Annotated in this window: 27 protein-coding genes; 13 read left to right on the plus strand and 14 right to left on the minus strand. The window is 66.1% G+C overall.

What is annotated here, in order from left to right; genetic code table 11:
- Positions 1–96 precede the first annotated feature (96 nt).
- Positions 97–612 carry a helix-turn-helix domain-containing protein gene (locus tag C450_RS09520; RefSeq protein ID WP_005043060.1) on the minus strand — a complete coding sequence of 172 codons (516 nt, stop codon included), beginning with the start codon at positions 610–612 and terminating at the stop codon, positions 97–99.
- Positions 613–745: 133 nt separating this feature from the next.
- Positions 746–1582 (minus strand): transcriptional regulator TbsP, encoded by an 837-nt coding sequence (gene tbsP, locus C450_RS09525; protein WP_005043062.1) that lies wholly within the window; start codon positions 1580–1582, stop codon positions 746–748.
- Between the two features lie 217 nt (positions 1583–1799).
- On the opposite strand from tbsP, the gene C450_RS09530 reads away from it, so the two are divergent.
- Positions 1800–2654 (plus strand): amidohydrolase family protein, encoded by an 855-nt coding sequence (locus C450_RS09530; protein ID WP_005043063.1) that lies wholly within the window; start codon positions 1800–1802, stop codon positions 2652–2654.
- Between the two features lie 98 nt (positions 2655–2752).
- The gene (locus C450_RS09535; RefSeq protein WP_049910044.1) at positions 2753–3202 is read left to right on the plus strand and encodes a DUF5804 family protein; all 450 of its coding nucleotides are present in this window, start codon (positions 2753–2755) and stop codon (positions 3200–3202) included.
- A gap of 33 nt (positions 3203–3235) precedes the next feature.
- On the opposite strand, the gene C450_RS09540 is transcribed toward C450_RS09535, so the two are convergent.
- Together C450_RS09540 and C450_RS09545 are read right to left on the minus strand one after the other, a co-directional pair.
- On the minus strand, positions 3236–3868 hold the full coding sequence (locus C450_RS09540) for an SDR family oxidoreductase (protein WP_005043066.1): 633 nt from the start codon (positions 3866–3868) through the stop codon (positions 3236–3238).
- Between the two features lie 443 nt (positions 3869–4311).
- Positions 4312–4578 carry an HAH_0734 family protein gene (locus tag C450_RS09545; protein WP_005043067.1) on the minus strand — a complete coding sequence of 89 codons (267 nt, stop codon included), beginning with the start codon at positions 4576–4578 and terminating at the stop codon, positions 4312–4314.
- Positions 4579–4673: 95 nt separating this feature from the next.
- Between C450_RS09545 and C450_RS09550 the strand changes: the two genes are divergently transcribed.
- The 5 genes from C450_RS09550 to C450_RS09565 are packed head-to-tail and all read left to right on the plus strand — an operon-like array spanning position 4674 to position 6970.
- Positions 4674–4955 carry a 50S ribosomal protein L44e gene (locus C450_RS09550; RefSeq protein WP_005043068.1) on the plus strand — a complete coding sequence of 94 codons (282 nt, stop codon included), beginning with the start codon at positions 4674–4676 and terminating at the stop codon, positions 4953–4955.
- 2 nt (positions 4956–4957) lie between these two features.
- Positions 4958–5164, plus strand: a complete 207-nt coding sequence (locus tag C450_RS09555; protein ID WP_005043069.1) for a 30S ribosomal protein S27e — start codon at positions 4958–4960, stop codon at positions 5162–5164.
- Complete coding sequence (locus C450_RS09560; RefSeq protein WP_005043071.1) at positions 5161–6018, plus strand: translation initiation factor IF-2 subunit alpha; 858 nt, start codon at positions 5161–5163, stop codon at positions 6016–6018. The genes C450_RS09555 and C450_RS09560 overlap by 4 nt, the downstream gene beginning before the upstream one ends.
- Before the next feature lie 16 nt (positions 6019–6034).
- Positions 6035–6217 carry an RNA-protein complex protein Nop10 gene (locus C450_RS20815; RefSeq protein WP_005043072.1) on the plus strand — a complete coding sequence of 61 codons (183 nt, stop codon included), beginning with the start codon at positions 6035–6037 and terminating at the stop codon, positions 6215–6217.
- A 3-nt stretch (positions 6218–6220) separates the two neighbouring features.
- Positions 6221–6970: a proteasome assembly chaperone family protein gene (locus C450_RS09565; protein WP_005043074.1), complete on the plus strand. Its 750-nt coding sequence runs from the start codon at positions 6221–6223 to the stop codon at positions 6968–6970.
- Positions 6971–7323: 353 nt separating this feature from the next.
- Here the strand turns inward: C450_RS09565 and C450_RS09570 are convergent, their stop codons facing one another.
- The 3 genes from C450_RS09570 to C450_RS09580 are packed head-to-tail and all read right to left on the minus strand — an operon-like array spanning position 7324 to position 9638.
- Complete coding sequence (locus C450_RS09570) at positions 7324–8058, minus strand: RNA methyltransferase (RefSeq protein WP_005043075.1); 735 nt, start codon at positions 8056–8058, stop codon at positions 7324–7326.
- Positions 8058–8555, minus strand: a complete 498-nt coding sequence (locus C450_RS09575; protein ID WP_005043076.1) for a hypothetical protein — start codon at positions 8553–8555, stop codon at positions 8058–8060. Before C450_RS09575 ends, C450_RS09570 begins: the two co-directional genes overlap by 1 nt.
- A gap of 57 nt (positions 8556–8612) precedes the next feature.
- On the minus strand, positions 8613–9638 hold the full coding sequence (locus C450_RS09580; protein WP_241430328.1) for a M48 family metalloprotease: 1026 nt from the start codon (positions 9636–9638) through the stop codon (positions 8613–8615).
- A gap of 90 nt (positions 9639–9728) precedes the next feature.
- Between C450_RS09580 and folP the strand changes: the two genes are divergently transcribed.
- The gene (folP, locus tag C450_RS09585) at positions 9729–10556 is read left to right on the plus strand and encodes a dihydropteroate synthase (RefSeq protein WP_005043078.1); all 828 of its coding nucleotides are present in this window, start codon (positions 9729–9731) and stop codon (positions 10554–10556) included.
- Between the two features lies 1 nt (position 10557).
- Complete coding sequence (locus tag C450_RS09590; RefSeq protein ID WP_005043079.1) at positions 10558–11259, plus strand: 6-hydroxymethylpterin diphosphokinase MptE-like protein; 702 nt, start codon at positions 10558–10560, stop codon at positions 11257–11259.
- A 14-nt stretch (positions 11260–11273) separates the two neighbouring features.
- On the opposite strand, the gene C450_RS09595 is transcribed toward C450_RS09590, so the two are convergent.
- Together C450_RS09595 and C450_RS09600 are read right to left on the minus strand one after the other, a co-directional pair.
- Positions 11274–12242, minus strand: a complete 969-nt coding sequence (locus C450_RS09595; protein ID WP_005043081.1) for a quinone oxidoreductase family protein — start codon at positions 12240–12242, stop codon at positions 11274–11276.
- Positions 12243–12287: 45 nt separating this feature from the next.
- Positions 12288–13580: an AI-2E family transporter gene (locus tag C450_RS09600; protein WP_005043082.1), complete on the minus strand. Its 1293-nt coding sequence runs from the start codon at positions 13578–13580 to the stop codon at positions 12288–12290.
- A gap of 246 nt (positions 13581–13826) precedes the next feature.
- Between C450_RS09600 and C450_RS09605 the strand changes: the two genes are divergently transcribed.
- Positions 13827–15248, plus strand: a complete 1422-nt coding sequence (locus C450_RS09605) for an FAD-binding oxidoreductase (RefSeq protein WP_005043083.1) — start codon at positions 13827–13829, stop codon at positions 15246–15248.
- 16 nt (positions 15249–15264) lie between these two features.
- On the opposite strand, the gene C450_RS09610 is transcribed toward C450_RS09605, so the two are convergent.
- Together C450_RS09610 and C450_RS09615 are read right to left on the minus strand one after the other, a co-directional pair.
- A complete protein-coding gene (locus C450_RS09610; protein ID WP_005043084.1) occupies positions 15265–16302 on the minus strand; it encodes a DUF7537 family lipoprotein in 1038 nt (345 codons plus the stop codon).
- A gap of 45 nt (positions 16303–16347) precedes the next feature.
- Positions 16348–18042, minus strand: a complete 1695-nt coding sequence (locus C450_RS09615; protein ID WP_049910050.1) for a thiamine pyrophosphate-binding protein — start codon at positions 18040–18042, stop codon at positions 16348–16350.
- A 118-nt stretch (positions 18043–18160) separates the two neighbouring features.
- Here C450_RS09615 and msrA point away from each other — a divergent pair, with 118 nt between their 5' ends.
- Positions 18161–18700: a peptide-methionine (S)-S-oxide reductase MsrA gene (msrA, locus tag C450_RS09620; protein WP_005043086.1), complete on the plus strand. Its 540-nt coding sequence runs from the start codon at positions 18161–18163 to the stop codon at positions 18698–18700.
- A 26-nt stretch (positions 18701–18726) separates the two neighbouring features.
- Here msrA and C450_RS09625 read toward each other — a convergent pair whose 3' ends face one another.
- The 3 genes from C450_RS09625 to C450_RS09635 all read right to left on the minus strand — a co-directional run bounded on the left by C450_RS09625 (position 18727) and on the right by C450_RS09635 (position 22552).
- Entirely contained in the window at positions 18727–20373 is a 1647-nt protein-coding gene (locus C450_RS09625) for a BCCT family transporter (protein ID WP_005043087.1), read from the minus strand.
- A gap of 374 nt (positions 20374–20747) precedes the next feature.
- Positions 20748–21776 carry a TIGR04024 family LLM class F420-dependent oxidoreductase gene (locus C450_RS09630; RefSeq protein ID WP_005043089.1) on the minus strand — a complete coding sequence of 343 codons (1029 nt, stop codon included), beginning with the start codon at positions 21774–21776 and terminating at the stop codon, positions 20748–20750.
- Positions 21773–22552: an SDR family NAD(P)-dependent oxidoreductase gene (locus C450_RS09635; protein WP_049910052.1), complete on the minus strand. Its 780-nt coding sequence runs from the start codon at positions 22550–22552 to the stop codon at positions 21773–21775. The genes C450_RS09630 and C450_RS09635 overlap by 4 nt, the downstream gene beginning before the upstream one ends.
- A 218-nt stretch (positions 22553–22770) precedes the next feature.
- Between C450_RS09635 and C450_RS09640 the strand changes: the two genes are divergently transcribed.
- Positions 22771–24633 carry an alkaline phosphatase PhoX gene (locus C450_RS09640; protein ID WP_005043091.1) on the plus strand — a complete coding sequence of 621 codons (1863 nt, stop codon included), beginning with the start codon at positions 22771–22773 and terminating at the stop codon, positions 24631–24633.
- A 197-nt stretch (positions 24634–24830) separates the two neighbouring features.
- Entirely contained in the window at positions 24831–25547 is a 717-nt protein-coding gene (locus tag C450_RS09645; protein ID WP_005043092.1) for an HAD family hydrolase, read from the plus strand.
- Positions 25548–25589: the final 42 nt, after the last annotated feature.

Genomic DNA, 25589 nt, shown 5'->3' on the forward strand with positions numbered 1-25589 from the left:
CCACCGGACGGCGGCGAGGGGCAAAAATTACCCGCTCCGTGGTGGCTGCTTACCAGCGCCCCACACAAGATGCTTGTCGATTCCGCCGCTACCGGCTCACTCGTCGACGAGCGTCACGTCGAGGCGGTCTTCGAGCGCGCTGATGAGCGACCCGCCGACGTCGGCCCGCGCCGCACGGCCCTCCTCGACTGCTTGGAGATCGTCGGTGGCGACATCGAGATCGTCGGCGAGTTCCGCTCGATCCAGATCGGCATCTTCGCGGGCCTGCTCCACGCGCTCGCCGTATCCCGAGACGAGATAGGGGAGCTGATCGCGGTCGTAGTTGGTCCCCTCGCGCTCCCATCGCGCGGAGTCGCCGCTCCGATCGGCGAGCTTCGCCGTGTTCCGGGCCGCGCGTTGCCGGCGGTCGCGATCGCTGTCGCGGTCGTCGCTGGAGCCGGTATCGCGTGTCGATCCGCCGCGATCGTCGGTCTCGCCGTGATCGAGACAGTTCGGACAGAGATCGAGCTCTGCGCCCGCGACGGTCGCGGTCGTCAGGTCCGAATCGGTCGCGCCGCAGAGCTCACAGCTCCCCCCGCCGCCTGAATCGTCTCCGGTCGAGTATTTGGCCATAGCCCGGCTTGGCACGCCGCAGGTATAATGATCCGGTTCGAACCGACCGGATTCCGGGTGTGGCGGTGCGTTCGGCCATCTGGCTTCGGGGTTCGTGCGCCCGATCGGAGCGGCTCGGGAAGGAAAAGGCGGACTACGAACCGGTCGTCGAGAGCATGCTCTGGGCGACGCCGACGAGCTCGTCGGTGTCGGCCTGGCGGAGGCGTTCGTCGCCGAGCAGGAGGCGCAGACGTGGCCGTCCGACGTCGATCGGCACCTTCTCGGTGTCGATCAGGCCGTGCTCTTCGAGGGTGGCCTTCTTGCGCGAGAACGTGGCCCGGCTGGCGAGTCCGGTGTTCTCACCCCACGTGCTGATGTCGTAGAGCAGCTGTTCGTTTCTCGCCGCGGCGAGCAGGCTGATCACCACTTCGTCGACATCGCTCGTACCGCGTTCCTCACCGAGTGTGGTGCGCATCCGTTCGAAGTCAGCCCGGAGATCGGGGCCGAACTCGTCGTCGAGCGTCTCGCGGACGCGGTCGAGCGGTGGTGTCCGGAGCCTGAACGTGTCGGCTGCCTCCCACCGCTCCGTGTACTGGCTCCGCGCGGTCGCGACGAACTCCTCGTCGCGCGTGATGAGTCCGGCGGCTTGACCGTCGGCCGCGACGACCGAAACGATCGCGTCGTCGGTACACAACAGCGGTCCGTCGAGCCGGCTCTCGGTCGTGCGAAGGGAGAGAACGTCCGCCGTGACGAGATCCGCTGCGGTGCCTGCCACGGTGAAATCGCTCGTGACCGTCTTGAGCACCGATTCGGTCACGAGGAGCCGGACGGTCGGTGGGTCGTCGTGATCGCCGAGCACGCCGAGGAGTTCCTCGACCCCGTCGGCCGAGAACCCCATCGCGAGAACGGTTTCCGTCGCGTCGTCGAGTACCGCTCGACAGATGGCCGATACGTTTTGTTCGATCAGATCCACGTCCGTTGTGATGGTCATGTAGATACCACAACGAGCCCAAGGTACGTAACAAAACGGGCTAGATATCTAGACTACTGTCACTATAGAATAGTATAGACGGATGACGAGCGGATCGTGGGCGGGGCTTCCCGTTCTCTCGTGGCATCATTCGCGCTCCCGGAGATCGATCGGAAGTTCGTGGTCGCAGCGATCATTCCGGCCGAGGGTTCATCCCGAGCGGCGGCCGATCGAGGGTATGGAATCGGAGAGTGAGGTCGACGATCGGTTCGCTCCGGCGATCGACGGCCACGTCCACCTCATGCCGGACCGGCTCATGCGCGCGATCCGGGACGCGCTCACTGCAGAAGCGGGGTGGAGCTTCGTGCATCCGACCGACAAGGAGGCGATGGAGGCCGCGCTATCGGCCGCGGGCGTCGAGCGCTATCTCGCACTTCCGTATGCCCACCGGCCCGACATGGCGGCCGACCTCAACGAGTGGGTGCTCGGGCGGGCGGCGGAGTCGGAGATGGCGGTGCCGTTCGCGACGGTCCACGGCGACGACGACGTGGCGGACGTGGTCGAGGCGGCGTTCGCGGCGGGTGCGCGGGGGCTGAAGTTCCAGTGTCCGGTCCAGGAGTGTGGACCTACCGATCCGCGACTCGATCCCGCCTTCGAACTCGCCGCGAAGTACGACCGCCCGATCCTCTTCCACGCGGGGACGGCCCCACACTTCGAGGATAGCCCACACGTCGGGGTCGAACAGTTCGAGACGTTCCTCGACTCCTATCCCGACGTCCGCGCCGCCTGCGCGCATATGGGCGCGTTCGAAACCGACGCCTTCCTCGCGCTCGCTCGCGATCACGAGAACGCCTTTCTCGACACGTCGTTCGTCACCTCTACCGCAGCGAGCGAGTACGTCGGTTCTACCGTCGGGATCGAGGACGACGCGTTCGAGACACTCTCCGAATCGATCTTCTACGGCTCGGACTATCCGAACATTCCCTACCCCTACGCGGCCGAGCGCGCCGGGTTGCTCGATCGGGAGCTCTCGACGGCGACGCTTCGCGACCTGTTCGGCCGCACCGCCGAGCGATTCCTCGGCGAGCGGTGATTCGGGGTGTGGCTGCCGTCCCGATCGGCGGAGCACGGCCGGCACGCCGCGAACCCGCCGACGAAACGGCTTTAGGCGGGCCGGGCCTGCGCTCTCGCGTGACCCAGGTCTGTATCGTCGGCGCGTCGGACGTGGCGGTGCGCTACGAACTGCTCTCCCGTGAGACCGCCCGCGAGGCGCTCTCGACGTACGACCTGCACGAACCCTACGCGAACACGCTCGCCCTCGATACGGTGAGTCTCGGCGCGGCGGTGTCGCTGCTCAACGATCTCAACTGGTATCTCGTCCGCTTTGCGAGCGACGCGCTCGTGCTCGAACCGTCGATCAGCGAAACGGAGTGGCTCTCGCGCGATCTCGCGACGGCGGTGCGCGACGAGCGGATCGCGCCCGACGAGACCGGGGAGAACTGTAAGATCTACGGCGTGAGCGACGACGAACTCGTCGAACCGATGTACGTCGTCCGCACGAACGGTCTCCCGGAGTACGACCTCGCGGAGGTCGACGACACCCTCGTGGTCCGGATCACGAACGAAGAGTTCGGCGGCTGATAGGGGGAATCCCGGTGGGAGTTCGAGACCGCGCTATTCTTCCTCTGTGGGGTGTTCGAGCGCCGTCTCGATCGGCGCGTCGCCGGCAAGAATCTCGAAGGTCTTCCCGTACGTCTCTTCGATGTCGAGCGCCGCCACCAGCGTTCGGGCGACATCCGCACGAGTGATCTCGCCCCGACCGAGCTTTGCGGCCGCGCGGATTTCGCCGGTGGCCGGTTCGTCGATCAGCGCGCCAGGCCTGACGATCGTGTACGTCAGCTCGCTCGCCTGGAGCCGTTCGTCGGCTTCCTGCTTGGCGATCAGGTAGTCTTCGAGCGCGTCGGGACTCGATTCGGGATCGTCGGCGTTCATCGCGCTGAGCATCACGAACCGATCGACGCCGTGCTCCTCGGCCGCCTCGATCATCCGGATCGCGCCGTCGCGGTCGACACCTTCGACGTCCTCGCCGCTCGATCCCGCGGCGAAGACGATCGCATCGTGGTCCTGGACCGCGTGGGAGACGTCCTCCGTGAGGTCCGCGACGACGGTTTCGGCGTCGTACTCCGCTATATCCGATGCGTAGGAGTCGGTGCGGACCATCGCCGTGACGTCGTGATCGCTTCGGTCGAGGACATCGACGATGTGTTGGCCGACCTTGCCGTGCGCGCCAGCGACGAGTACGTTCATAAGCGGTCCAGGGTACGGCGCGGACGCTGGTAAATTGTCTGGCCCCGGTGTCCTGACGAGCGAAGCGAGTCAGGGCTCAGGAGAGCAACGCTCTCCTGGTGGATGAAGGGCGAGGGGTGCGATCGACCGAAGGGAGTGAGTAGCGAACGGAGTGAGCGCACGCCGAGGGCTTCGGCGGTGCGGTTGCGGTGTGGGCGGTCGCGGAAAGCGCCAGTAGCCCTACCGCGAGCGAACGCAGTGAGCGAGCGGGTGTTTTTAGTCCACCGGAAGACGCTTCGCGTCTTCCAAGCTCTCCTTCGCTTCGCTCTGGAGAACAGGTTTTTGGAGAGGGTTCGACCGAGCGTCATCAGAACGCGAAGCGTTCTGATTGGCAGTCAGAAATCTTCGATTTCTGACGACGCCCGCAGGCGCGAGGGAGGACCCTCTGTAAAAAAAGTGGGTGCTTAGACAGTGAGTTCGCCTTTGCGCTGTGTGACCGTGACGTCGTCGGCGTCGAGTGCTTCGACGTCGAGGTGCATCGGGATGAAGTTCCGGCGCTCGAAGTCCTCGGTCTCGTCTTCGGTGCCGACCGTACACCACAGCTGAACCTGGGTGGGGCCGTGCCACTCGCCCTGACGGGAGATGCCGAAACAGACCAGCTCCTCACCGTCGTGCTCGATGATCCCGCCCTTCCGGACGCCAGGGTCGCCCTCGATGATGAGCCGCTTCATGCTGGGAGGTTGCCCGACGGGAACCTAAGCGCTTCGGACCCGCCGCGACACCGAACGGGTTTTACCCTCCGATGCGCTACCGCCATCCAGTAACCATGCAGATACCACGTCGGTTCAACACGTACTGCCCACACTGCAACGCCCACCACGAACACGAGGTCGAGAAGGTCCGCAGCGGGCGCGAGACTGGAATGAAGTGGACCGACCGCCAGCGCGAGCGCGCCACCGCGGTCATCGGCAACACCGGGAAGTTCTCGAAGGTGCCTGGTGGGGACAAACCCACGAAGAAGACCAACCTCAAGTACCGGTGTAGTGACTGCGGCACCGCCCACCTCCGCGAGGGATGGCGCGCCGGCCGCGTGGAGTTCCAGGAGTAATCATGGCGGGGAACTTCTACTCCGTGCGCTGTCCGGACTGTGAGAACGAACAGATCGTCTTCGGCAAGGCCGCGAGCACGGTGGCGTGTGCTGTCTGTGGCACGACGCTCGCCCGATCGACCGGCGGCGACGCGACCTTCGAAGGCGAGGTGATCGAGACCGTCGAGCGCCGCGACACCGGCAGCGAGCTCGCGGACACTGGGACATGAACTACAGCGGGTGGCCCGACCCGGGCGATCTGGTCGTCGGGAAGATCGACGAGATCGCCGATTTCGGCGTGTTCGTCACCCTCTCGGAGTACGAGGACAAACGCGGTCTCGTCCACGTCTCGGAGGTCGCCTCGGGCTGGATCAAGAACGTTCGCGACCACGTGAGCCTCGACCAGACCGTGGTGGCGAAAGTTTTGGACGTCGACGAGTCGTCCCAGCAGATCGATCTCTCGCTCAAGGACGTCAACGACCACCAGCGCTCGGAGACGATCCAGGACTGGAAGGCAGAACGGAAGGCCGACAACTGGATGGCGATCGCGTTCGGCGAGGACATCGCCGACGAGCAGTACGCCACGGTCGCGAACGCCTTCCTCGCGGAGTTCGGCTCGCTGTACGCGGGCTTCGAGGAGGCGGCCATCCACGGGACCGAGGCACTCGACGATACCGATCTCGACGACGAGGAGATCGATTTGATCGTCGAGACCGCCCGCGAGAACGTCTCGGTCCCGTACGTGACCGTCAGCGGCTACGTCGATCTCACCAGCGCCGAGAGCGCCGGCGTCGATCTCGTTCGGGAGGCACTCGATGCGGCCGAAGGCAACGGCGAGGTCCTCGTGAGCGGAACGAACGAGGGCTCGGAAGGCCAGCAAAGCGAGCCTTCCGGTGTGCCCGAGGAGGTCGAGCTCGAGGTGACCTACGTCGGCGCACCCGAGTACCGCATTCGGGTGCAGGCTCCCGATTACAAGACCGCCGAGAGCCAGCTCGAAGCCAGCGCCGAACGCGCGTCGACTGCCATCACCGATCGCGGCGGCACTGCGGAGTTCCACCGCGAACGCCGCAGCGACGACGAGTAACGCGGCGCACTACCGCATGAAATCCGCTATTCTCGTGTGCGAGGCGTGGCGCTCGACCCACGATCGCCCGGTGTACACGCTGTCGGAGACCTGCCCCGAGTGTGGCGGGCCGGCGGTCAACAGCGCGCCAGCCCCCTACAACCCCGAAGACCCCCACGGTGAGTACCGACGTGCTCTTAAGCGCCGCGAGTCCGAATAGCCCATGAACGAATTCGAAGTCGAAACGCTCGCGGAGCCGTCGCTCTCCGATCCGGTGTTGATCGAGGGGCTTCCGGGTGTCGGCCACGTCGGCAAGCTCGCGGCCGAACATCTCCTCGAAGAGTTCGAGAGCGAGCCGGTTAGACGGATCTACTCCGAGCACTTCCCACCCCAGGTCAACGTCGAGGACGGCCGCGCGAAACTCGCTTGCGTCGAACTCCACGCAGTGGAGGCGGGCAACGAGGACCTCCTCGTGCTCACCGGCGATCACCAGCCCCAGGAATCCACCGGCCACTATCACCTGACCGACCGCGTTCTCGACGTGACGACCGAACTCGGGGTCGATCGGGTCTTCGCGCTCGGTGGCGTTCCGACGGGCGAACTGATCGACGAGTACGACGTCATCGGAGCCGCGACCGACGACGGCGTCATCGACGAGCTCGAGGATGCGGGCGTCGAGTTTCGCGAGGACCAGCCCGCCGGCGGCATCGTCGGCGTCTCCGGCCTACTTCTCGGCCTCGGTGCGCGCCGTGACCTCGACGCAGCCTGTCTGATGGGCGAGACCAGCGGCTATCTCGTCGATCCCAAGAGCGCACGCGCCGTGCTCGAAATCCTCGAAGCAGCCATCGGCTTCGAGGTCGAGTTCGACTCGCTCGAAGAGCGTGCCGACGAGATGGAGGAGGTCGTCCAGAAGATCCAGCAGATGGAGGGCGGCCAGCAGGCCACCGACGACAACCTTCGGTACATCGGCTGAACCTTTTTACTGCGGGGGGTGCGCTCCCTCGCTCCGCTCGGTCGCCCACCCCCGTCTGCTCACGGGCGGCGAAGCCGCCCGTTCGCACGGCCAGCGGGACGGCGGAGCCGTCCCGCTCGGCTTGCAAAAACGTTCATGAAAAACACCCGCTCGCTCGGCCTGCGGCCTCGCTCACGGTAGAACTTCTAAACATCATCCGCGGCCGCCAACGCACAGCACCGCCCGAGCCCTCGGCCACTCACTTCGTTCGGGCCTCGCCCTCGGTCCACCAGGCCCGCACCGCAACCGCACTACAACTTGCATCGCGGCCACAGCGCCGCCGCAACCGCCGCCACACCACAGTCGCTACGCCCTCAGTCCTCGTTTCGAGCGCGCTCGATCCGACTTTCGGCCTGGCGGAAGAGACCCCGAAACGTCGTGACCTCCCGGCCGGTGGGATGAGCACGACCGAGCAACCGCCGGATGAGGCGACCGGTCTTCGCGTGCTTCTCCTCGGGGTGGTCGATCGCGTCGAGGAACGAGTCGAACTGGTCGTAGAGCCCTTCGAGCGCGCGCTCGTCGGCGCGTTCGTGTCGGTTGCCGGGATGCTGGCTCCCGTCGAGATGCAGATCACGGAGTTCGTAGAGCGCGACCGTCGCGGCCTGGCCGAGATTGAGAACCGGGTACTCGGGGCTCGCAGGGATCGAACACACCTCGTCGATCCGCACGATCTCCTCGTTCGATAATCCCGTACTCTCGCGGCCGAACACCAGCGCCACGTCGCTCTCGACCCCGGCGAGATGGTCGCGGAGTTCGGCCGGGGTTTTGAACGGATAGCGGACGTGTTTTCGCCCGTCGCGGTTCGTGGTTGCGGTGAAGCCAATGGTGTAGAAATCGGTGACGAGCGACTCGAAGCTCACGACGTCGTGATTCGGGAGGACGTCTTCGCGTGCGTGGCCGGCGAAGCCGTACGCCTCGCCGTCGGGGTCGAGTTCGGGCGGATCGACCAGTTTCAGATCACTGAACCCGAAGTTCTTCATCGCCCGCGCGATCGTCCCGACGTTGCCTGGCGTCTGGGGATCGACGACGGCGACCACTACCTCGCCCATCAGTCGATGTCGAGACTGTCGAGGTCGACCGTGTTCGCCTCCCGTTCGGCTTCGGCGGCCGACGTGGTGCCCGAGACCTGTGGCACCGCGGTCGGATCGGTGTCGACGTGTTCGAGGCCGGCGTAGTCCTCCGGCGCGCGGCCGCCGTCGAGGAACCACTCGTGGAAAGCGTCCTGGAGTTCGGGTTCACCGCGGCGCTCGCTGCCGCCCTCCTCACGATACCAGTAGAGGAAGTCGGGCTCGTGGACATCACAGACCACGACCTCGCTCAGGGGTTCGCCGTAGACCGCCGCAGCCACGTTGCACGCGTCGAGGTTCTCGTCGCCATGAAGCAGCCAGCAGGCGTGACACGGCGATCCGATCACCTCTCGGAGCCGAGCCACACGCTGGCGGGTCTCGGGGTCCATCGCGTCGATCGCCATGATCTCGCCGTCGTCGGTGAACACCGCCGACTCGTCGAACCGCCAGCCCCGCAGCCCGATACTTACCTTGCCCATACCGCGAGAAAGTGACTCGCGCCTAAAAGTCGCGCGTGTCGCGGACCCGCCTGACAGCTACAACGACCGCTGGAGGGATTGTAGCCGGGCGATCCGATCGTCGGTGTCCGGGTGGGTTCGCAGGATTCGTGCGGCGATCTCCCTGAGCGGCTGTGTTTCGCGGTAGAGGTACGGCGCGCGATCGCCCTCCGGGCCGAGCATCATCGGCTCTCGGGACTCGGCTTCGGCCGGTTCGAGCGGAACGATCGAGAAGGCGGCGATGCTTGCGCTCGCGCGGGCGTCCGTGGTCGGGATTCCCGTGGCCGCTTCGTCGAGCGTCGACAGCGCGCTCGCGAGCGCGGCCGGCGAGCCGGCGATGGCGACTGCGCCGCGGTCGGCCGCGAGTTCACGGTGTCGCGAGAGCAGACGGAACATCACCCGGCCGACAACCCAGAACAGCCCCGCGACGGCGAAGGTGACGGCTCCGACGATGCCGCCGACCGAGCTGCTCTCGTGATTCGGGTCCTCCCAGCCGCTGCTCGCCCAGTCCATCAGCGTCTGTGCGACGACCAGCGGCAACGCCATCGCCATCATCACCGCGACATCGCGGTTCTTGACGTGGGCGAGTTCGTGAGCGACGACCGCCGACAGCTCGTCTCCGTCGAGCACGTCGAGCAGCCCAGTCGAGACGACGAGCGTCGCCCCGTCCCGGGTGTAACCGGTCGTGAAGGCCCGTGGCGCGGTCGTCTCGGCCACCAGTACGGTCGGAACCGGGAGGTCTGCCTGGCGGGCAACGCGATTGACGAGACGGTGGAGATCGGGGAACTCCTCGGGGGACGGCTCACGCGCGTCGACGCCCCGGAGGACGAGCGAGTCGCCGTAGCGCCCTTCGATGACGACGATGGCGACGACGAGTACGATCGTCGCACCCGCGCCGGCGACCTCAGTCAGTCCACCGGGAAGGTAGCCGTTCCGCGCGGCGAGGGCGGCCAGCCACGAGAACGCGACGAACAGCACGCCGGCAAGCGCCGCTGCCACGACGGCGAGCGACCCGACGGCCACGACCATTCGAACGCGGAGCATCCAGTCGTTCGTCCACTCCATCGTCGGGTGGTCATCGGCCGACGGAATACATCCATCGTTCCGAAAACCACAGACCGGGCCGGCTTTGTACGACGAAGCCGTCCAACCCACATGACCGTCGACGCCGCCGGCCTTCCGATCGGCGACGATCACCCGCCACGGATCATGGGCGTGCTCAACGTCAGCGACGAGTCACCCTACGATCCGAGCGTCTTCGCCGACCCCGACCAGGCCGCCGAGTACGTCGACGACCTCATCGCCGAAGGGGCGGACATCATTGATGTGGGCCTCGAATCCGCGAACAAGCGCTTCGATGTGCTTTCGGCCGATGAGGAACGCGACCGGCTCGACACCGCGCTCGAAACGATCGAGCGCGCCCGCGACGACGCGGTGTTCTCGATCGAAACCCGCTATCACGAGGTCGCCGCGGCCGCTCTCGATGCGGGATTCGACATGGTGAACGACGTCTGCGGGTTTGCCGACCCCGACATGCCACGGGTCTGCGAAGCGCGAGACGCCGCCGTGGTGAAGATGGCGAGCCCGCCCGACCTCGAACGGCCCGGCGCGCTCACCACCGTCGAGGAGATCCACGCCGCGCTCGACCGCGAACTCACCCCGAAGACGATCGTCGATCCCGCCTTCGGCGGGTGGAGCGAGGCAAAAACCCTGGAGGACGACCGTGAGATATTCGACCGGCTCGGCGAGTTCCGCGATCTCGATCGGCCGATGCTGGTTTCGATCAACCGGAAGAACTTCCTTGGCGAGATCGTCGATCATGAGACGGAGGGGCGACTCCCGGCCAGCCTCGCCGCGACCGCGCTGGCCGTCGAGCGCGGCGCACACGTCATCCGGACCCACGACGTGGCCGAAACTCGCGATGCGGCGCTGATCGGCGACGCGCTCGGCGATCGGCGCGAACGAGTCACGGCCGAGGCCTGAGATGCAGTTCGAGGCGTGGGAGCCAGTCTACGAAGCCATCCTCGACGACTTCGGGTTCGACCGCGTGGCCGACGAGCGCGTGCGAGACATCCTCGCCGGCTTCGCCGAACCGTTCGATCTCGATCGACTCGACCTCACGGGCGAATCAGTCGTGATCGCCGGCGCTGGCCCCTCACTCGAAACCGACCTCGACTCGTTATCGGACGAACTGCTCTCGGAGGGAACCGTGTTCGCCGCCTCGACCGCGGCCGATCGTCTTCACGAGATCGGCTTCGAGATCGACTGCATGGTTACAGATCTCGACAAGAACCCCGACACGGTGCGCGATCTCACTGCACGCGGAACGCCGGTCGCGGTCCACGCCCACGGTGACAACGAACCGCTGGTCCGAGAGGTCGTCCCGACGCTCGACGCGACGAACGTGCTCGCGACGACTCAAGCCGCACCCGTCGGACCGGTCCAAAATTTCGGCGGATTCACCGACGGCGACCGCGCGGCCTTCCTCGCCGATCACTGTGGGGCGCGTAGTCTGAAGTTCGTCGGCTGGGACTTCGACGACGACTCGGTGGACGCGATGAAACAGCAGAAACTCACGTGGGCCGAACGATTGTTGTACTGGCTCGAACGCCGCCGTGACGAGCGATTCACCGTGCTCGATGGACGGCGTGACGGGATCGATATCGGGGCGTTGCCGATCAAGTAGCGAGGAACGGGCGATTAGGGTTCGAGAACGACTTTTCCAGTGCTTTCGCGGTTCTCGATGTGCTCGTGTGCTGCGGCAGCGTCTTCGAGCGGGAAGGTTTCACCGACGATCACTTCGAGGTCACCCTCGGTCAGCAGTTCGGTGAGATTCGGCACGGCGCTCAGCACACGCTCGGGGTCGCGCTGCATCGACTGTCCGAGGTGGTAGCCGTAGACGGTGTAGTTGTTGAACAGCAGCGTACTGGTGTCGGGATAGCCCGGTTCGCCGCTCGCCGCGCCGTACGAAACCATCCGACCGAAGTGGGTGAGGCAGTCGAGGCTCTCGGTGGTGGTGTCGCCACCGATCCCGTCAAGCACGAGATCGACGCCCTTGACGTCGGTGAGATCATTGACTTCCTCGGCGAAGTCGGTCTCCGTGTAGTTGATCGGGTGATCCACGCCGAGGCGTTCGGCGAGATCGAGCTTGTCCTGGGTGCTCGCGGTGCCGAAGACCTCAGCACCGGCCTCACTCGCGAGTTGGGTCGCCGCGGTGCCGACGCCGCCCGCCGCCGCGTGGATCAGGACGCGCTCGCCCTCCTCCAATCCACCCCACTCGAACAGGGTGTTGTGGGCAGTCAGGAACTGTACCGGGAAGCCCGCGGCTTCGGTGAACTCCATCGGTTCGGGAACGTCGAACAGCCCCGCGGCGTCGGCGGTGACGGATTCGGCGTAGCCTTCGTTGGTCATCGCGACCACGCGCTCGCCGACCTCGCGATCGACACCCTCACCGACTGCGTCGATCGTGCCGGCAGCCTCCATTCCGGGCACGTAGGGCGGACTCGGCCCGCCCTGGTAATGACCCCGGCGCTGCATGATGTCCGCGAAGTTGACGCCTACCGCTGCGACATCGATCCGGACCTCGCCGGGGCCCGGCTCGGACATGTCGCGGTCGGTCGTCTCGATGACGTCACGTCCGCCGAATTTGGTGACTTCGATGGCCTGCATCACCGTTTCTTGCCGCGCCATCCGGATAAACCATCCGGCCGTGGTTTACTCGTCTTCGACGGTTCCGTCGTCCGACGGCTGCGATGACTGCTGTGGCTGCTCGTCGACCTCGGTTTCGATATCCGTGTCCGTTTCGAAGCCGTCTTCCGGGTCCGTTTCGCCCGCTGGTTCGACCGGTTCGGGCTCCGGGACGTCGATGACGTCGTCGGGATCGAGCGGGTTGCCCGCGGTCGCCCGCGTTGTCACCGCCTCGCCGCGGACGAGTTCGGGCAGGATGATCCTGGCGAAGTGGACGACCAACACGAGGATGAGCGGGCCGAGAAACAGGCCGTACCACCCAAAGAGGAGGGGGCCGACGATGTACGCGATCATCACCGAACCGGTGTGGAGCGAGCGGCCCGAGACGTACGGCCGGAGGACGAGGTCCGGAATGGTGTCGACGATCACGAGCGAGACCGCCGCGAACACCACCGGGAACCAGAGAAGCGTCGGGTCGACGAGGGCGGCCTGGCCGGCGAGGACGAGCGCCACAGGGATGTAGACGATCTTCATCCCCACCACGGGAACGAGGCTGCCAACGCCGGTGAGCAGTCCCAGCAGGGTGGCCGACGGGACCCCGATTTCGGGAGGGCTGACGACGTCGAGAGCGTTGTACGAGATCGCCGCGAGGATCGCGGTCGCGAAGGCATTGAGGATGTTCCCGAAGTAGATCGTCTTGAGATTGCGATCGACCGCATTGAGGTAGGCGTACGCCGCCGTTCGCTCGCCCGCGAGTTCGGTCCGGAACCACGCAGCGAGCTTGTGATCGTCACGGAGGAGGTAGAACGCGAGCGCAAGCACGATGAACAGGTGGAGGAGTGCGTTGCCGACCGCACCGAGATACCCCGTCGTCGTGCCGAGCGCCTCGCCGAGGGATTCGAGCCCGCCCGGCCCGAGATACTGCTCGGGGTTCTGTACCGCCGAGGTCACCAGCTCGCGCAGGTTGTCGATCCCGAGCCCGCCATCCGCGAGGATCGGCTGGACGAGGGCGTCGAGCTGGTCCGCGTTGGTGCCGGCGAGGCTCTGGAGCTCGGTGACGGCCACCGAGACCGTGTACGCGACGAGCAGGATGATCGGGAGCGTGATCGACAGCAGCGAGACCGCCGCAGCGAGGCTCGATGTCGGGATCCAGTCCGCGATCCGGCGGTGGATCGGGCGCGTGATATAATAAACGAACAGCCCGAGGACGAACGTGCCGATGTACCGATAGACGACGAACGCGAGCGCGGCCCCGAGGGCGATCGCCACCAGCCACAGCGGGATTCGCGAGCGGTCGTAGCCGTCGAGCACGCTGGCCATGTGCGAGGGAGGCGCGGCCGGCGTAAATACCCGTTGTGCGAGCGGGTGTCTCAGTCGCTCGAACCACCCGTCCCGCTCGGCTATCCGGACCGCTGTCGTTGCCGGACGTGTCCCCGCCGGTGTCGGTGCATCGGTGACAACCGAACAGCAGTACGCAGTCACGAACGATCGCTCGCAGCAGCGATCGCGACTGCCGGCACTCCGCTGGCACCGGAGTTTTATCTCCGATACGCGCATGGGTTCCGTATGTCACACGACTGCTCGTTTCTCGCTGGCGTTCTCGACGACGGCCAGATTTCGATCGGCGACGACGACCGTGACTCCCACGCCGGCGACTGGGGCACGCCAGAGGACGATCGAATCAGACCTGACGCGGTCTGCTGGCCCGAGTCCACGGCCGACGTGGCGGCGGTGCTCGCGGCCGCGAACGATCGGGACGTTCCAGTTACTCCCTACGCGGCAGGGACGGGGATCGAAGGCAACGCGGTCCCCGCCGCAGGCGGGATCAGCATGGACCTCACGCGGATGGACCGCGTGCTCGACGTTCGCCCCGCGGATTTCCAGATCGACGTCGAACCGGGTGTGATCGGTGGGGCGCTGAACGATGCGCTCGAAGAACACGGCCTGTTCCTGCCGCCACTCCCGCAGTCCGCCGACATCTCGACGGTCGGCGGGATGATCGCCACCGACGCCAGCGGTGCGAAGACGGTGAAGTACGGCGAGGTCCACGACTGGGTGCTCGCCCTCGAAGCGGTCCTCGCCGACGGCACCGTGATCGAGGCGGGCAGCAAGGCGAAGAAAACGTCGAGCGGGTACAACCTCGACGACCTCCTCGTGGGGAGCGAGGGCACGCTCGCGGTCGTCACGCGTGCGACGTTCGAACTCGAACGCAAACCCGAACAGATTCGAGGCGGTCGCGCGGTCTTCGCGACGCTCGACGACGCCGCGACCGCGATCGCAGCGACGATGCAGGCGGGCGTCGACGTCGCCACGATCGAACTCCTCGATCCGGTGAGCACGAAGATCGCGAACGCCTACTCCGGCACCGACCTGCCCGACGCGCCGACCGCCTTCGTCGAGTTCCACGCCAATCACGGGATCGATACCGAGATCGATGCCTGTCGCGAGATCTTCGAGGAGCACGGCGTCGAGCGATTCGCGATGGCGGCCGGGGCGGAGATGGACGAGCTGTGGGCTGCGCGCCGCGACCTCGCGAACGCACTCCTGGCCTACGACCCACCGCGTCGACCCGCGAAGCCGGGCGACGTCACCGTCCCGATCAGCCGGTACCCCGACCTCGTTCGCTATGCCAAGGAACTCGGCGCGGAACACGACCTCGACGTGCCGTGTTTCGGCCACGCCGGCGACGGCAACGTCCACTACAACGTGCTCGTGGACCCGAACGATGCCGAAGAACTCGAAGCGGGCCGAGAGATCTCGGACGCCGTGGTCGAGCGCGCGATCGAGATGGGCGGGACGTCGACCGGCGAGCACGGCGTCGGCCGGGGCAAGCGAGGGTATATGATCGCCGAACACGGCGAGGGGGCGGTCGAAGCAATGGGAGCGATCAAGCGGGCGCTCGATCCGAACGGCACGCTGAACCCCGGCAAAATCTTCCCCGCAGCCGACGACGGCGACGAGCGACACCAGACCGATTCATCCGACTGACGCTCGGTTCGGCGAGCTACGTCGTCGTTCCCGTGGTCGCCGATCCCGTCGTCGGAGCCGCCGACGTGTTCGAGGCGGAGGTCGCGGAACCGACACCGGCTGTGATCGGCACCGCGGTGATCATGGAAACACCGGCGGCCGTAGCTGTCGTAGTGGTCGGTGCGTCCGTCCCGTTCGAGGGTGTCGTGGTGACGTTCTGGGTGGTCGTGGTGGCGTTCCGGACAGCTGCCGCGTACCACGACGGACGATCGACGGTCGTCGATCCCACGTCGGTGTAGCGCACCCGACGACTGACCCGAACCGGATCGCCGTCGATCGACGCGGTGTAGTTCAGGCGGTACTCGTGGACGAGCCCGCGGCGATCGACCAGAGCGACGAGTGCGACGTTACCGGGCGCTTCCTGTTCGGTGTCGAGGGCGTACGCGCTCGTCAGGTTGGACCCGTAGACGCGGTAGAGCTGCGTCTCGTTTCGGACCGCCTGTCCGACGACGCGTGTCTCCATCGCGCCGAGCAGCGCTGCGATCCGTTCGCTGTTGGTCGGATCGCCGGCCACCACTCGCCGGACCGAGAGCGGTCCATCGTCGCCGTCGGCGATCCCGTACGTCGTCTCGTCGGTGGTCGTCCGTACGGAGAGGGTTCGATTGCTGTTCGACCAGAACCGCTCCTCGATCACGGGAAACGAGGCGCTCGTTTGCGATCCGGTCCGGACGACGGTGTAGCGATCCTCGTCCGGCGTGATCCGCGCTGCGACCGTTCCGTTGCTGTATATCATCCCGCTCGGATACACTACGCTGCTGTTTTCGTGGAGGGTATAGGACGATCCGTCGAGGACCGAGGCATGGGCGTTCCCGAGTGCGAACGGATCGACGACGCCATCGCCGGTGAGCCCCGGCGCAAGCTCCGGACGGGGCGTCGGCGTCGGCTCGTCCGTCGGAACGGCCGCGGGCGTGACCGTCCGCGTGGGCGTCCCGTCACCGCCGAGCGCGAGACCGTTGCAGCCGGCGAGGACGACCGCCAGCACGAGCACCGCCGCGACGCGAACCGAACGATCCATCTGTTGATGGTTAGCACATCGCGTGTATAAATCATCCGTCGACGATCAGTCGTGAACCAAAACGTCGAGCACGTCCGGGCCGTCGCGATCGAGGGCGGCTTCGACCGCGGGCGTGATTTCGTCCGGCAACTCGATCAGTTCGCCGCGTGCGCCGTGGCTTTCGGCGTTCGTCGGGATGTCGACGGGCGGCTCGAACTCCATCCCGACCCAGTCGTAGTCGGCTTCTTCACCGCCGAGCAGGTCGAGCGTGTTGTCCTTCAGAATGCGGTAGTTGCGGTTGTCGGGGATGACAACTGTGAGATCGAGGTCGTGGCGCGCGGCGGTGTAGAGGCTGTGGGGGTAGTAGAGATACGAGCCGTCGCCGACGAACCCGAGGACGTCGCGCGGGTCGTCGCGCTGGCTCTCGGCGAACGCCGCGCCGACCGACGCCGGGAGGCCGTAGCCGAGGCCGCCACCCTTGTTCGAGATGTACTGCTCGGGCTGGAGCGGCCACCGCGTGAGCATCGCGTATTTCGCGGTCACGCCCTCATCCACGACGAACGCCTCCGGCGCGGCCTCCTGGAGTGCGTCGACGAGTTCGTCCTTCGAGGCCCGCGGATCGTCATCGTCCGCTTCCTCGCCCGCCCCCATCGACGCCATCTGGGCCTCGACCATCTCCTTCACCGACGCGACCGCTTCGAGGCGGTCCTCGCGTGTCTCCTCGTCGAGCCGGTCGCGCACCCTGGCGGCGAGCTCGCCCAGCACGACGCCCGGATCGCCGATCACCGCAGCGTCGGCGGGCTGGTTCTTGCCGATCTCGCGGACGGCGTCGCTGAGGTGGATGCACGTCGTGTCGTCGCTCACCAGCGCGTGCTCGTGGCGGGTCAGCGTGGTGTTGGTCGAACAGCCCGCGAACACCACCGTGTCGGCGTCGAGCAGCGTCCGCGCGAGGTCCTCGTCCGGCGGGATCGGCGAGACCCACTGGTCGTGATCCATCGGGAAGTCGACTTCACAGGACAGAATCTCGCCGTGGACCCGCGTGCCGGCGGCCTCCGCGAGATCGACCGCGGCCGCGACCGCGTCCGCCCCGGCGCGGGCGACGTGATCGCCGACCACCAACACCGGCGCGTCGGCCCCGACGAGCAGGTCGGCCGCACGCTCGATCGCTGCGGCGTCGCCGCCGCCAGCCGTGGGGATCGGGCCGAGGCGCTCGGGGCGGGCGTCGGTTTCGGCCATCATGGTGTCGAGCGGCAGCCCCAGAAAGACCGGGCCCGTCGGCGGGGTGAGCGCGGTCCGGACCGCCCGGCGGACCATCGTCGGGACCGCACTCACGTCGAGCACCTCGTGGCTCTGCTTGCAGAACTGGCGCGTCAACCTGAGGAGATCGCCCGAGAGGATCGGCTCCTCGTGGCGGAAATCCGTACTATGATTTCCGGCGGTCACGAGCAGCGGCGCGCCGGCGATCTTCGCTGCGTAGAGGTTCCCGAGGCCGTGAGCGAGGCCGGGCGTGGTGTGGAGGTTCGCCACGCCCAGCGGGAGAACGCTATCGTCGTGGTGGGCGTGATACCGGCGGGTCTGGGCGTAGCCGCCCGCCATCCCGACCGCGATGTCCTCGTGGAGCCCGAGGACGTACTCGATCTCGCTCTCGGCGATCGCGTGGACCACGGGGAGTTCCGTCGTCCCAGGGTTTCCGAAGACGTGGGTCACGCCGTACTCGGCGAGCGCATCCACGAACAGGTCCGCGCCGGTATAATCCGTCATGATCGTTCGATCGTGCGCCGCGGTGAAATAGTTCACTCCGCTGCTGGTGTCTCGACAGCTGTGGTACCGGATTCCCGCGGAGCGATGGGTTTTCGTCCGCGCGCGACCAAATTCAATCATGGCAACCGAAACGGAGCGAGCCACGCTCGCCGGCGGCTGTTTCTGGTGTATCGAGGCCCCGATGGAGGAACTCGACGGCGTACACGACGTGACCTCGGGCTACGCGGGCGGTCACACCGAGAATCCGACGTATCGAGCGGTTTGCTCGGGTGACACCGGCCACGCAGAGGTCGTCCAGATCGAATACGATCCCGATCGCATCGCGTACGAGGACCTGCTCGACGTGCTCTTCACCGTCCACGACCCGACACAGCTGAATCGACAGGGTCCGGACGTCGGAACCCAGTACCGCTCGGCGATCTTCACCCACGACGAGTCCCAGCACGAAACGGCCGCAGCGTACATCGACGCGCTCGACGCCGAGGGTGGCTACGACGATCCAGTCGTGACCGAGATCGAGCCCCTTGAGACGTTCTACGAGGCGAGTGAGGAGCACCAGAACTACTACGAGAAAAATCCCGAGGACGCCTACTGTTCGTTCCACGCCCAGCCGAAGATCGAGAAGGTCCGCGAGAAGTTCGCTGAGAAGACTGCCTGACGGTCGCGGCGACCGTCGTCGGCGCGTCAGTCGTCGTTTTCGGTTCCTGCACCGTCGGTGGTGTAGCCATCACCACCGCTTCCCGGTTCACCCCCGGTCGTGGACTCCGTCCGGGTGGTGAAAGAGAAAAACGGCTCCTCGTCGGGCGTGGCGAGCTCTTCGCGGTAGTAGTCCCGAGCGGTGATGTAGCTCCCGTACACCAAGACGAGGAAGTACAGCGTGAACGGCAGCGCCATCACCGGCGAGAACGACTGCATCGCGCTGAACGCCGGAAGCTGGAGCGTCATGACACCGAGGAAGGCGAGCAACACGCCCCACCACGCCCGGTTGCGCGCGTTCGGGTTCTCGTCGCCGAGCGTGATCGCCGACAGCATGAACACCGCCGAATCGAGCGTCGTGAGGATATACCCAACCATCACGAGCACGAGCAGGACGCCGAGCACGTTGCCGTACGGCGTGATGCTGATGGCCTTGGCGACGGCTGCCGGGATGTCGTTCGCGGCGAGGGCGTCGCTGACGGGACCGAAGTACTCCGGCGAGAGCACCCAGCCGCCGATGATGCCGTGTTGGGCCCAGACCAGCCCCGAGGGGACGAGCACCAGCGCGACGAACGTCTCGCGGATGGTGCGGCCCTTCGAGACGCGAGCGACGAAACTCCCGACGAACAGACCCCATGCGACCCACCACGCCCACCAGAAGCTGGTCCACTGCTGTGGCCAGCTTCCGCCGCTGGTCGGTGCAGCGTAGAACATCAGGCGTGGGAGGTTGTTGAGCCAGATCCCGGTCGCGTCGAGCGTGAGGTTCAGGGTGAACAGCGTCGGGCCGACGACCAGCAACAGTGCGGCCGCGAGCGCCATGAACACCATCGTCAGCCGGGCCGCGTTCTGGATCCCGCTGCGAAGCCCGAGCCAGACGTCGCCGAGGAAGACCAGGCCGATGAGAGCGAACAGCCCGTAGGTGAGTGTCGTCGCCTGCAATCCGTAGACGGTATCGAGGATCGTCGCGAGCTGTTGGGCGGTGAAGCCGAGCGACGTCGCGATGCCGCCGACCATCGCCACCAGCGCCGAGAGATCGACGAGCCAGTAGAGCCAGCCGTGCTCTTCCCGATCGAACACCACGTCGAGCATCGAGCTGAGCTTGTACTCCGAGACCGACTGGGTGTAGATCATCAGAGCGAACGAAAGCGTCACGGGAATGTACCACATCGCCATCCCCGGGAACGACTCGTGGAGGAACATGAACGCGAGCGCGAGCGGTTTGAGCGCGGCTCCACCCACGGGGAACGGCTGCGGTGGCGGGTTGTTCACGATCTGTACTGGCTCGCCGACGCCCCAGATGACGATGGAGCTCCCGAAGCCCACGGTAAAGACCATCGCGATCCACGAGTAGAGGCCGAACTCGGGCTCGGCGTCCTCCCCGCCGATGCGGATCTTTCCGTACCGCGAGAGCGTCATGAACAGGCCGAACACGATCATGACGCCGCCGAGCAGCATGAACCACCACCCGAAGTTGTGCAACACCCAGTCGTACGCGCCGTTCAGCGTGCTGGTCAACAGCGTCGGGTTCACGAGTCCGACCGTCACCAGCGCCACCAACACCCCGATCGTCACGAAGAACAGCCCGGTCTCGCCCCAGTCGGCCTCGTCGAGGCCGAACACGTGCCACAGATCCATCGTTAGGGATGGAACTGTGTCGGGGGTGTAGCGACGAACGGTCGGTCACGCCGGCCGGGATCGTCCCGCCTTCGAGGTAGTAAATTATTCCGACAGTTCCGATGCCACAACCGGTTCCGTTCGGTCGACGATGTCGGTCGATGATCGCTCACGAACAGTGCTCGGCATGAGCGCGTTTGGACGGGTAAATCCCACGATCTCGGGAAGACGAATCAGGACGGAGACAGCTCGATTGGGGCGTTTGTGGTCGATTCACATCGACAGCCATGCGCAGATACGGCCCGTTTCGGCGATCCTGATCCGTGCGGAACACGGCGTTCGTTCCGGCATGAAACCATGCCGTCAGTTCGAATCGATACGACCGTGGGAGAGTGTCAGGGAGCGAGTGCTTCGATGGTCGCGTCGATTTCCTCCATCGTCGCATCTCGCGGAAAGGATACGGACACCGCGTCGACGCCATCGATGGCGGCGAACTTCTCGAAGTGCTCGCGGGCTTCGTCGGGTGTCCCGGCGACCGCGAGCGCGTCGAGCAGGTCATCGTCGATGGCCGCGATCGCCGCCTCGCGGTCGCCGTCCTGCCAGTTGTCGTAGATTTCGTTGGCCGTTTCCTCGTGGCCGACGCGGGCGAGGCTGTCGCGGTAGAACGTTCCCATCCCGCCGACGTAGAACGCGACGTGCTGACGGACCGACTCGCGGGCACGCTCGCGGTCGTCGAGCGCCGCGCAGGTCAGCGAGAGCGTCACCCGCACCTCGTCGGCGTCCCGGTCGGCGAGGTCGGCCCCGCGTTCGAGATCCGCGAGGCGCTCCCGAACCCCCTCTCTGGTGACCATCAGCGCGTGCCAGCCGTCGGCGAACCGGCCGGCGAGCTCCACGGCCTTGGGTCCCATCCCGGCCGCATCGACCGCGGGCGGCGGGGAGGGTGGCTCACACCGCAGACGGAACCCCGAGAGGTCGAAGTACTCGCCGTCGTACTCGACCGGTTCGCCGGCGAGCACCCCCTTCACGATCTCGACGGTCTCGCGCGTGCGCCGGAGCGGGTTGCCGTAGTCGACGCCGTGCCAGTTCTCGATTACTGCGGGACCTGACGGGCCGAGTCCGAGCCGGAATCGGCCCTCCGAGACCTCCTGGAGTGTGGCGGCGGTCTGACCGAGCAGCGCGGGCGAGCGCGAGTAGATCGGTGCGATCGAGGTCCCGATCCCGATCTCGTCGGTTCGGTGGGCGATGCTCGTTAGTACGGTCACGGCGTCGCGACCCCACGTCTCGGGGAGCCACGCCCGGTCGTAGCCCCGCTGTTCGGCTCGAACGGCCTGCTCACAGAGCGCATCGACGCTCGGCTGGGCCGCCACCGGCAGGAACACCTCGCGGTCGGCGTCGGGATCAGCGGAGTCAGTGGAATCGGTCATGCCTCGGGCGTGGACTCCATGATGTCCGGCACGCCGCGTGCGGTGAGCGTCTCGCCCACGATGTACGAGGAGGCGGGGCTGGCGAGGAACTGCGTGATATCGGCGATCTCCTCGCTCGTGCCGATCCGGCGATCGACGTCGTCCCTGTCGATCTCCTCGGCTGTGACGCCCATCTGGCTCGCGACGCCGGGCGTGGCGACGAAGCCCGGCGCGATGCAGTTCACTCGGACTCCATGATCGGCCCACTCGAACGCGAGCGTCGACGTGAGGTTGATGATCCCCGCCTTCGCGGCGGCGTAGTGGCTCATGTAGGGTGCGCCGAGCTGGCCCGCAACGCTCGCGAAGTTGACGATCGTGCCGCCGTCGCCCTCGCGCATCACTTCGCCCGCGGCCTGTGCGCAGTGGTACGTGCCATGGAGGTTGATGTCCACGATGGTCTTCCAGCCGTTCTCGGAGATCTCCTCGAAGTTCGCCATGAAGCTCGCGCCCGCGTTGCTCACCAGCGTGTCGAGCCCGTCGAACTCGGAAACGGTGGCGTCGACCAGCGCCTCGACCGACTCGCGGTCGCGCACGTCGCACTCGACCGCGACCGCGCGGCCGCCGTCACTCTCGTTGATCCCCTCGGCGACCGGATCGACGTTGTCCTGCTCGCGCGAGCAGATCACGACGTCCGCGCCGTCGGCGGCGAACCGCTCCGCGATCGTCCGCCCGATCCCGCTCGATGCACCCGTGACGATCGCGGTGTCGCCGTCGACGCTGAACTGGTCGGTCGTCACCGCGTCCACCTCCGCGTGGTTGTTGTCATCGCGTCGGATGCGACGGGTGGAGCGATAATAAATCCCGGTAGCCAGGTGACATCGTGCCCGAACGTCCGCCCGTATCGCTGGGAGGAGCCCGGACGTCGACAGTAGAGAAACATTCGGAAAATTCCGGTTGTTGTCGAGTTGTATTGATAACCATAGTTTGATAAGATACCCACGAAACGCGTGAACAGATGTCAGATCATTCGCGACGCGACGTGATCGGGCTTCTGACGGCACTGGGACTCGGCGGCATCGCAAGCGAGCCGATCGCTGCGCGCGGTCGTGGCCCGGGAGGCGGGCACGACCACGATCACGAGGACGGTCCGACACTCAACCGCCTCGCGACCACGGTCCGTGGCGCGGAAGTCACCGGCATGTTCCTCACGCGGAACGGACGGTTTTTCTTCAACGTCCAGCATCCCGACGCCACGAACGACGACCCCTACGACGAGGGTACCGTCGGCGCGTTGACCGGGGCAAACCTCCACGACCTACCGTCGGATTTCGCCAGCGTGCAGGTTCCCGACGACGAGGCCAGCGGGACGGTCCACACCGCCGTCGGTCGCCACCAGCCGCTCGCCAACGGCGGCGACCCGACCGACGATGGGGAGCAGTTTGGCGTTCCGTACTCGGCAGCGGGCGATCCGATGACCGACGGGAACACGCCCGATTACAACGGGTTCGTTCCGGGTGACCACCCGAACGAGGCGTATCTGTTCACCAACTGGGAGACCGCCCCGGGGATGGTGAGCCGACTCCATCTCCGAATGCCCGGTCGGCGCGGAAAGAGTACGAACCACGAGTGGGAGGTCCTCGGCAAGCGGAACATCGACTTCCGGGACGTCGAGGGAACCTGGAACAACTGCTTCGGCACGGTGAGCCCGTGGGGCACACCCCTGACCTCAGAGGAGTACGAACCCGACGCGGAGGCGTGGTTCGAGCCCGACCAGCAGACCTACGGGAACCGCGAGGAGACGATGGAGGAGTATCTCGGCGACTTCGGCAACGCCTATCGGTACGGTTACATCGTCGAACTGGAGGAACCGACCGCCGAGCCCGAACCCCGGAAACACTTCACGATGGGGCGGTTCGCCCACGAGAACGCGGTCGTCATGCCGGATCGCCGGACGGCCTACATGAGCGACGACGGTACCGGGACGGTGTTCTTCAAGTTCGTCGCGGACGAGCCGGGCGACCTCTCCGCGGGAACGCTCTACGCCGCGAGAGCGAGTCAGGAATCCGGTGACGACCCCGCAGCGGTCGGGTTCGCGCTCGAATGGATCGAACTCGCCCACGGCGATGACGACGAAATCGAGGAGTGGATCGCCGAATACGACGGCCAAGACCCCGAGAACGACCCGGACTACATCACCGATCGCGAGATCGAGGCGTGGGCGAACGGGAACGCCGACGACGACCGCGTGGCCTTCCTCGAATCCCGGAAGGCGGCCGCCGCGGTCGGTGCGACCGACGAGTTCCGGAAGATGGAGGGCGTCAACATCAAACGAGACGCCCGACCCGGCGACCACCTCTACATGGCGATGTCGGAGATCAACGAGACGATGAGCGACGAGGAGGACGACGTGCAGCTCGCCGGCAACGACTACGGCGCGGTCTATCGGATGCAGTTGGACGAAAACTACGACGTCGGGCGGATGGAGCCGGTCGTCACCGGTGGGCCCGACGCGAACATCTGTGGTGGCTGTCCCTACGACGCGAGCCCCAACTCGGCAAGCAGCGTGTGTGCGGACTGTTCGTTCAACCCGAACCAGGAGGAGGCTTCGGGAGTGCTCGGAACCCACATGCTCGGCTCGAACTCGGCGGTCGATCCCGAGAACACCATCGCCAACCCGGACAACATCGTCGTCATGCCCGACGGCCGGGTCATCATCGGCGAGGACAGCACCGAAGCGAGCCACGATCCGCCGAACATGATCTGGGTCTACGATCCAGGCGATGCAGCCGACGACCGCGGTCGGGGCAGCGGGAGCGGTCGAGGGCGGGGCGGCGAGAGAGGACGAGGGAGGGGTAAGGGTCGCGGACGAGGTCGCTGAGACACCACCAGCAACGTCACTGGGAAAAGAACGAGCGCGAGAAGCGCCAGCGGTGGACACATGACGAACAACGCGAACGTCTCCAATGGAACAATGGTTTTATTTTTTTACATGTTTGGGAGTGTGCTCACGGTGTATAACTGTTGTTGGGATGAAACCGGGAGTTCGATACGCATGGGATCTGTCGTTGGAGGGAGATGACTGACAGCCACGAAACACGCTACGAGGCGGTGTTCTGGGACATCGGCGGCGTGCTCCTCGATCTCGGCTCGGTTCGGGCGGGCCACCGCGCGTTCGTCGGGGCGCTCGCCGACGAGTACGATCTCGACGAGGCGACGGCGCTAGAAACGTGGCGCGACGAGCTCGGCACCCACTTCCGCGAACGTGACGGCAACGTGTTCCGGAGCGCCCGGACGGGCTACGAGCGCGCGATCGAAGGAGTGGTCGGCCACGAGGTAGCGGAGGACGACTGGCTACCGGCGTTCGAGCGCGCGACCCGCGAGCAGCTCGAACCCGTGAGTGAGACAGTCGACACGATCCACGCCCTTGACGGACGAGTCCACCAGGGCATCGTCAGCGACATCGACACGTGGGAGGCCGAGCGGCTGCTGGCACAGTTCGGCGTCGCGGCCCACCTCGACGCCGTGACGACCTCCGAAGAAGTCGGTCGCACCAAGCCCGACGGAGCGATGTTCGCGACCGCTCTCGAAAAAGCGGGTATCGAGCCCACACAGACGCTGATGATCGGCGACCGTTACGAGAACGACATGGTTGGGGCGTCGCGAGCCGGGATTCATACTGCGGCGTTCGGCGGGAGCGCGGCCGACGCCGACCCCGACGATCCCGTCGTGGACCACCGGATCAGGGATCCCCGAGACGTGCTCGCTCTCGTCGGCGTCGAAAAGTCGGAGTGATGGCCAGGCGGGTAAACCTACTTCCGTCGGGCGAGTGCATGT

This window comes from Halococcus salifodinae DSM 8989 (assembly GCF_000336935.1).
Taxonomy (GTDB): domain Archaea; phylum Halobacteriota; class Halobacteria; order Halobacteriales; family Halococcaceae; genus Halococcus; species Halococcus salifodinae.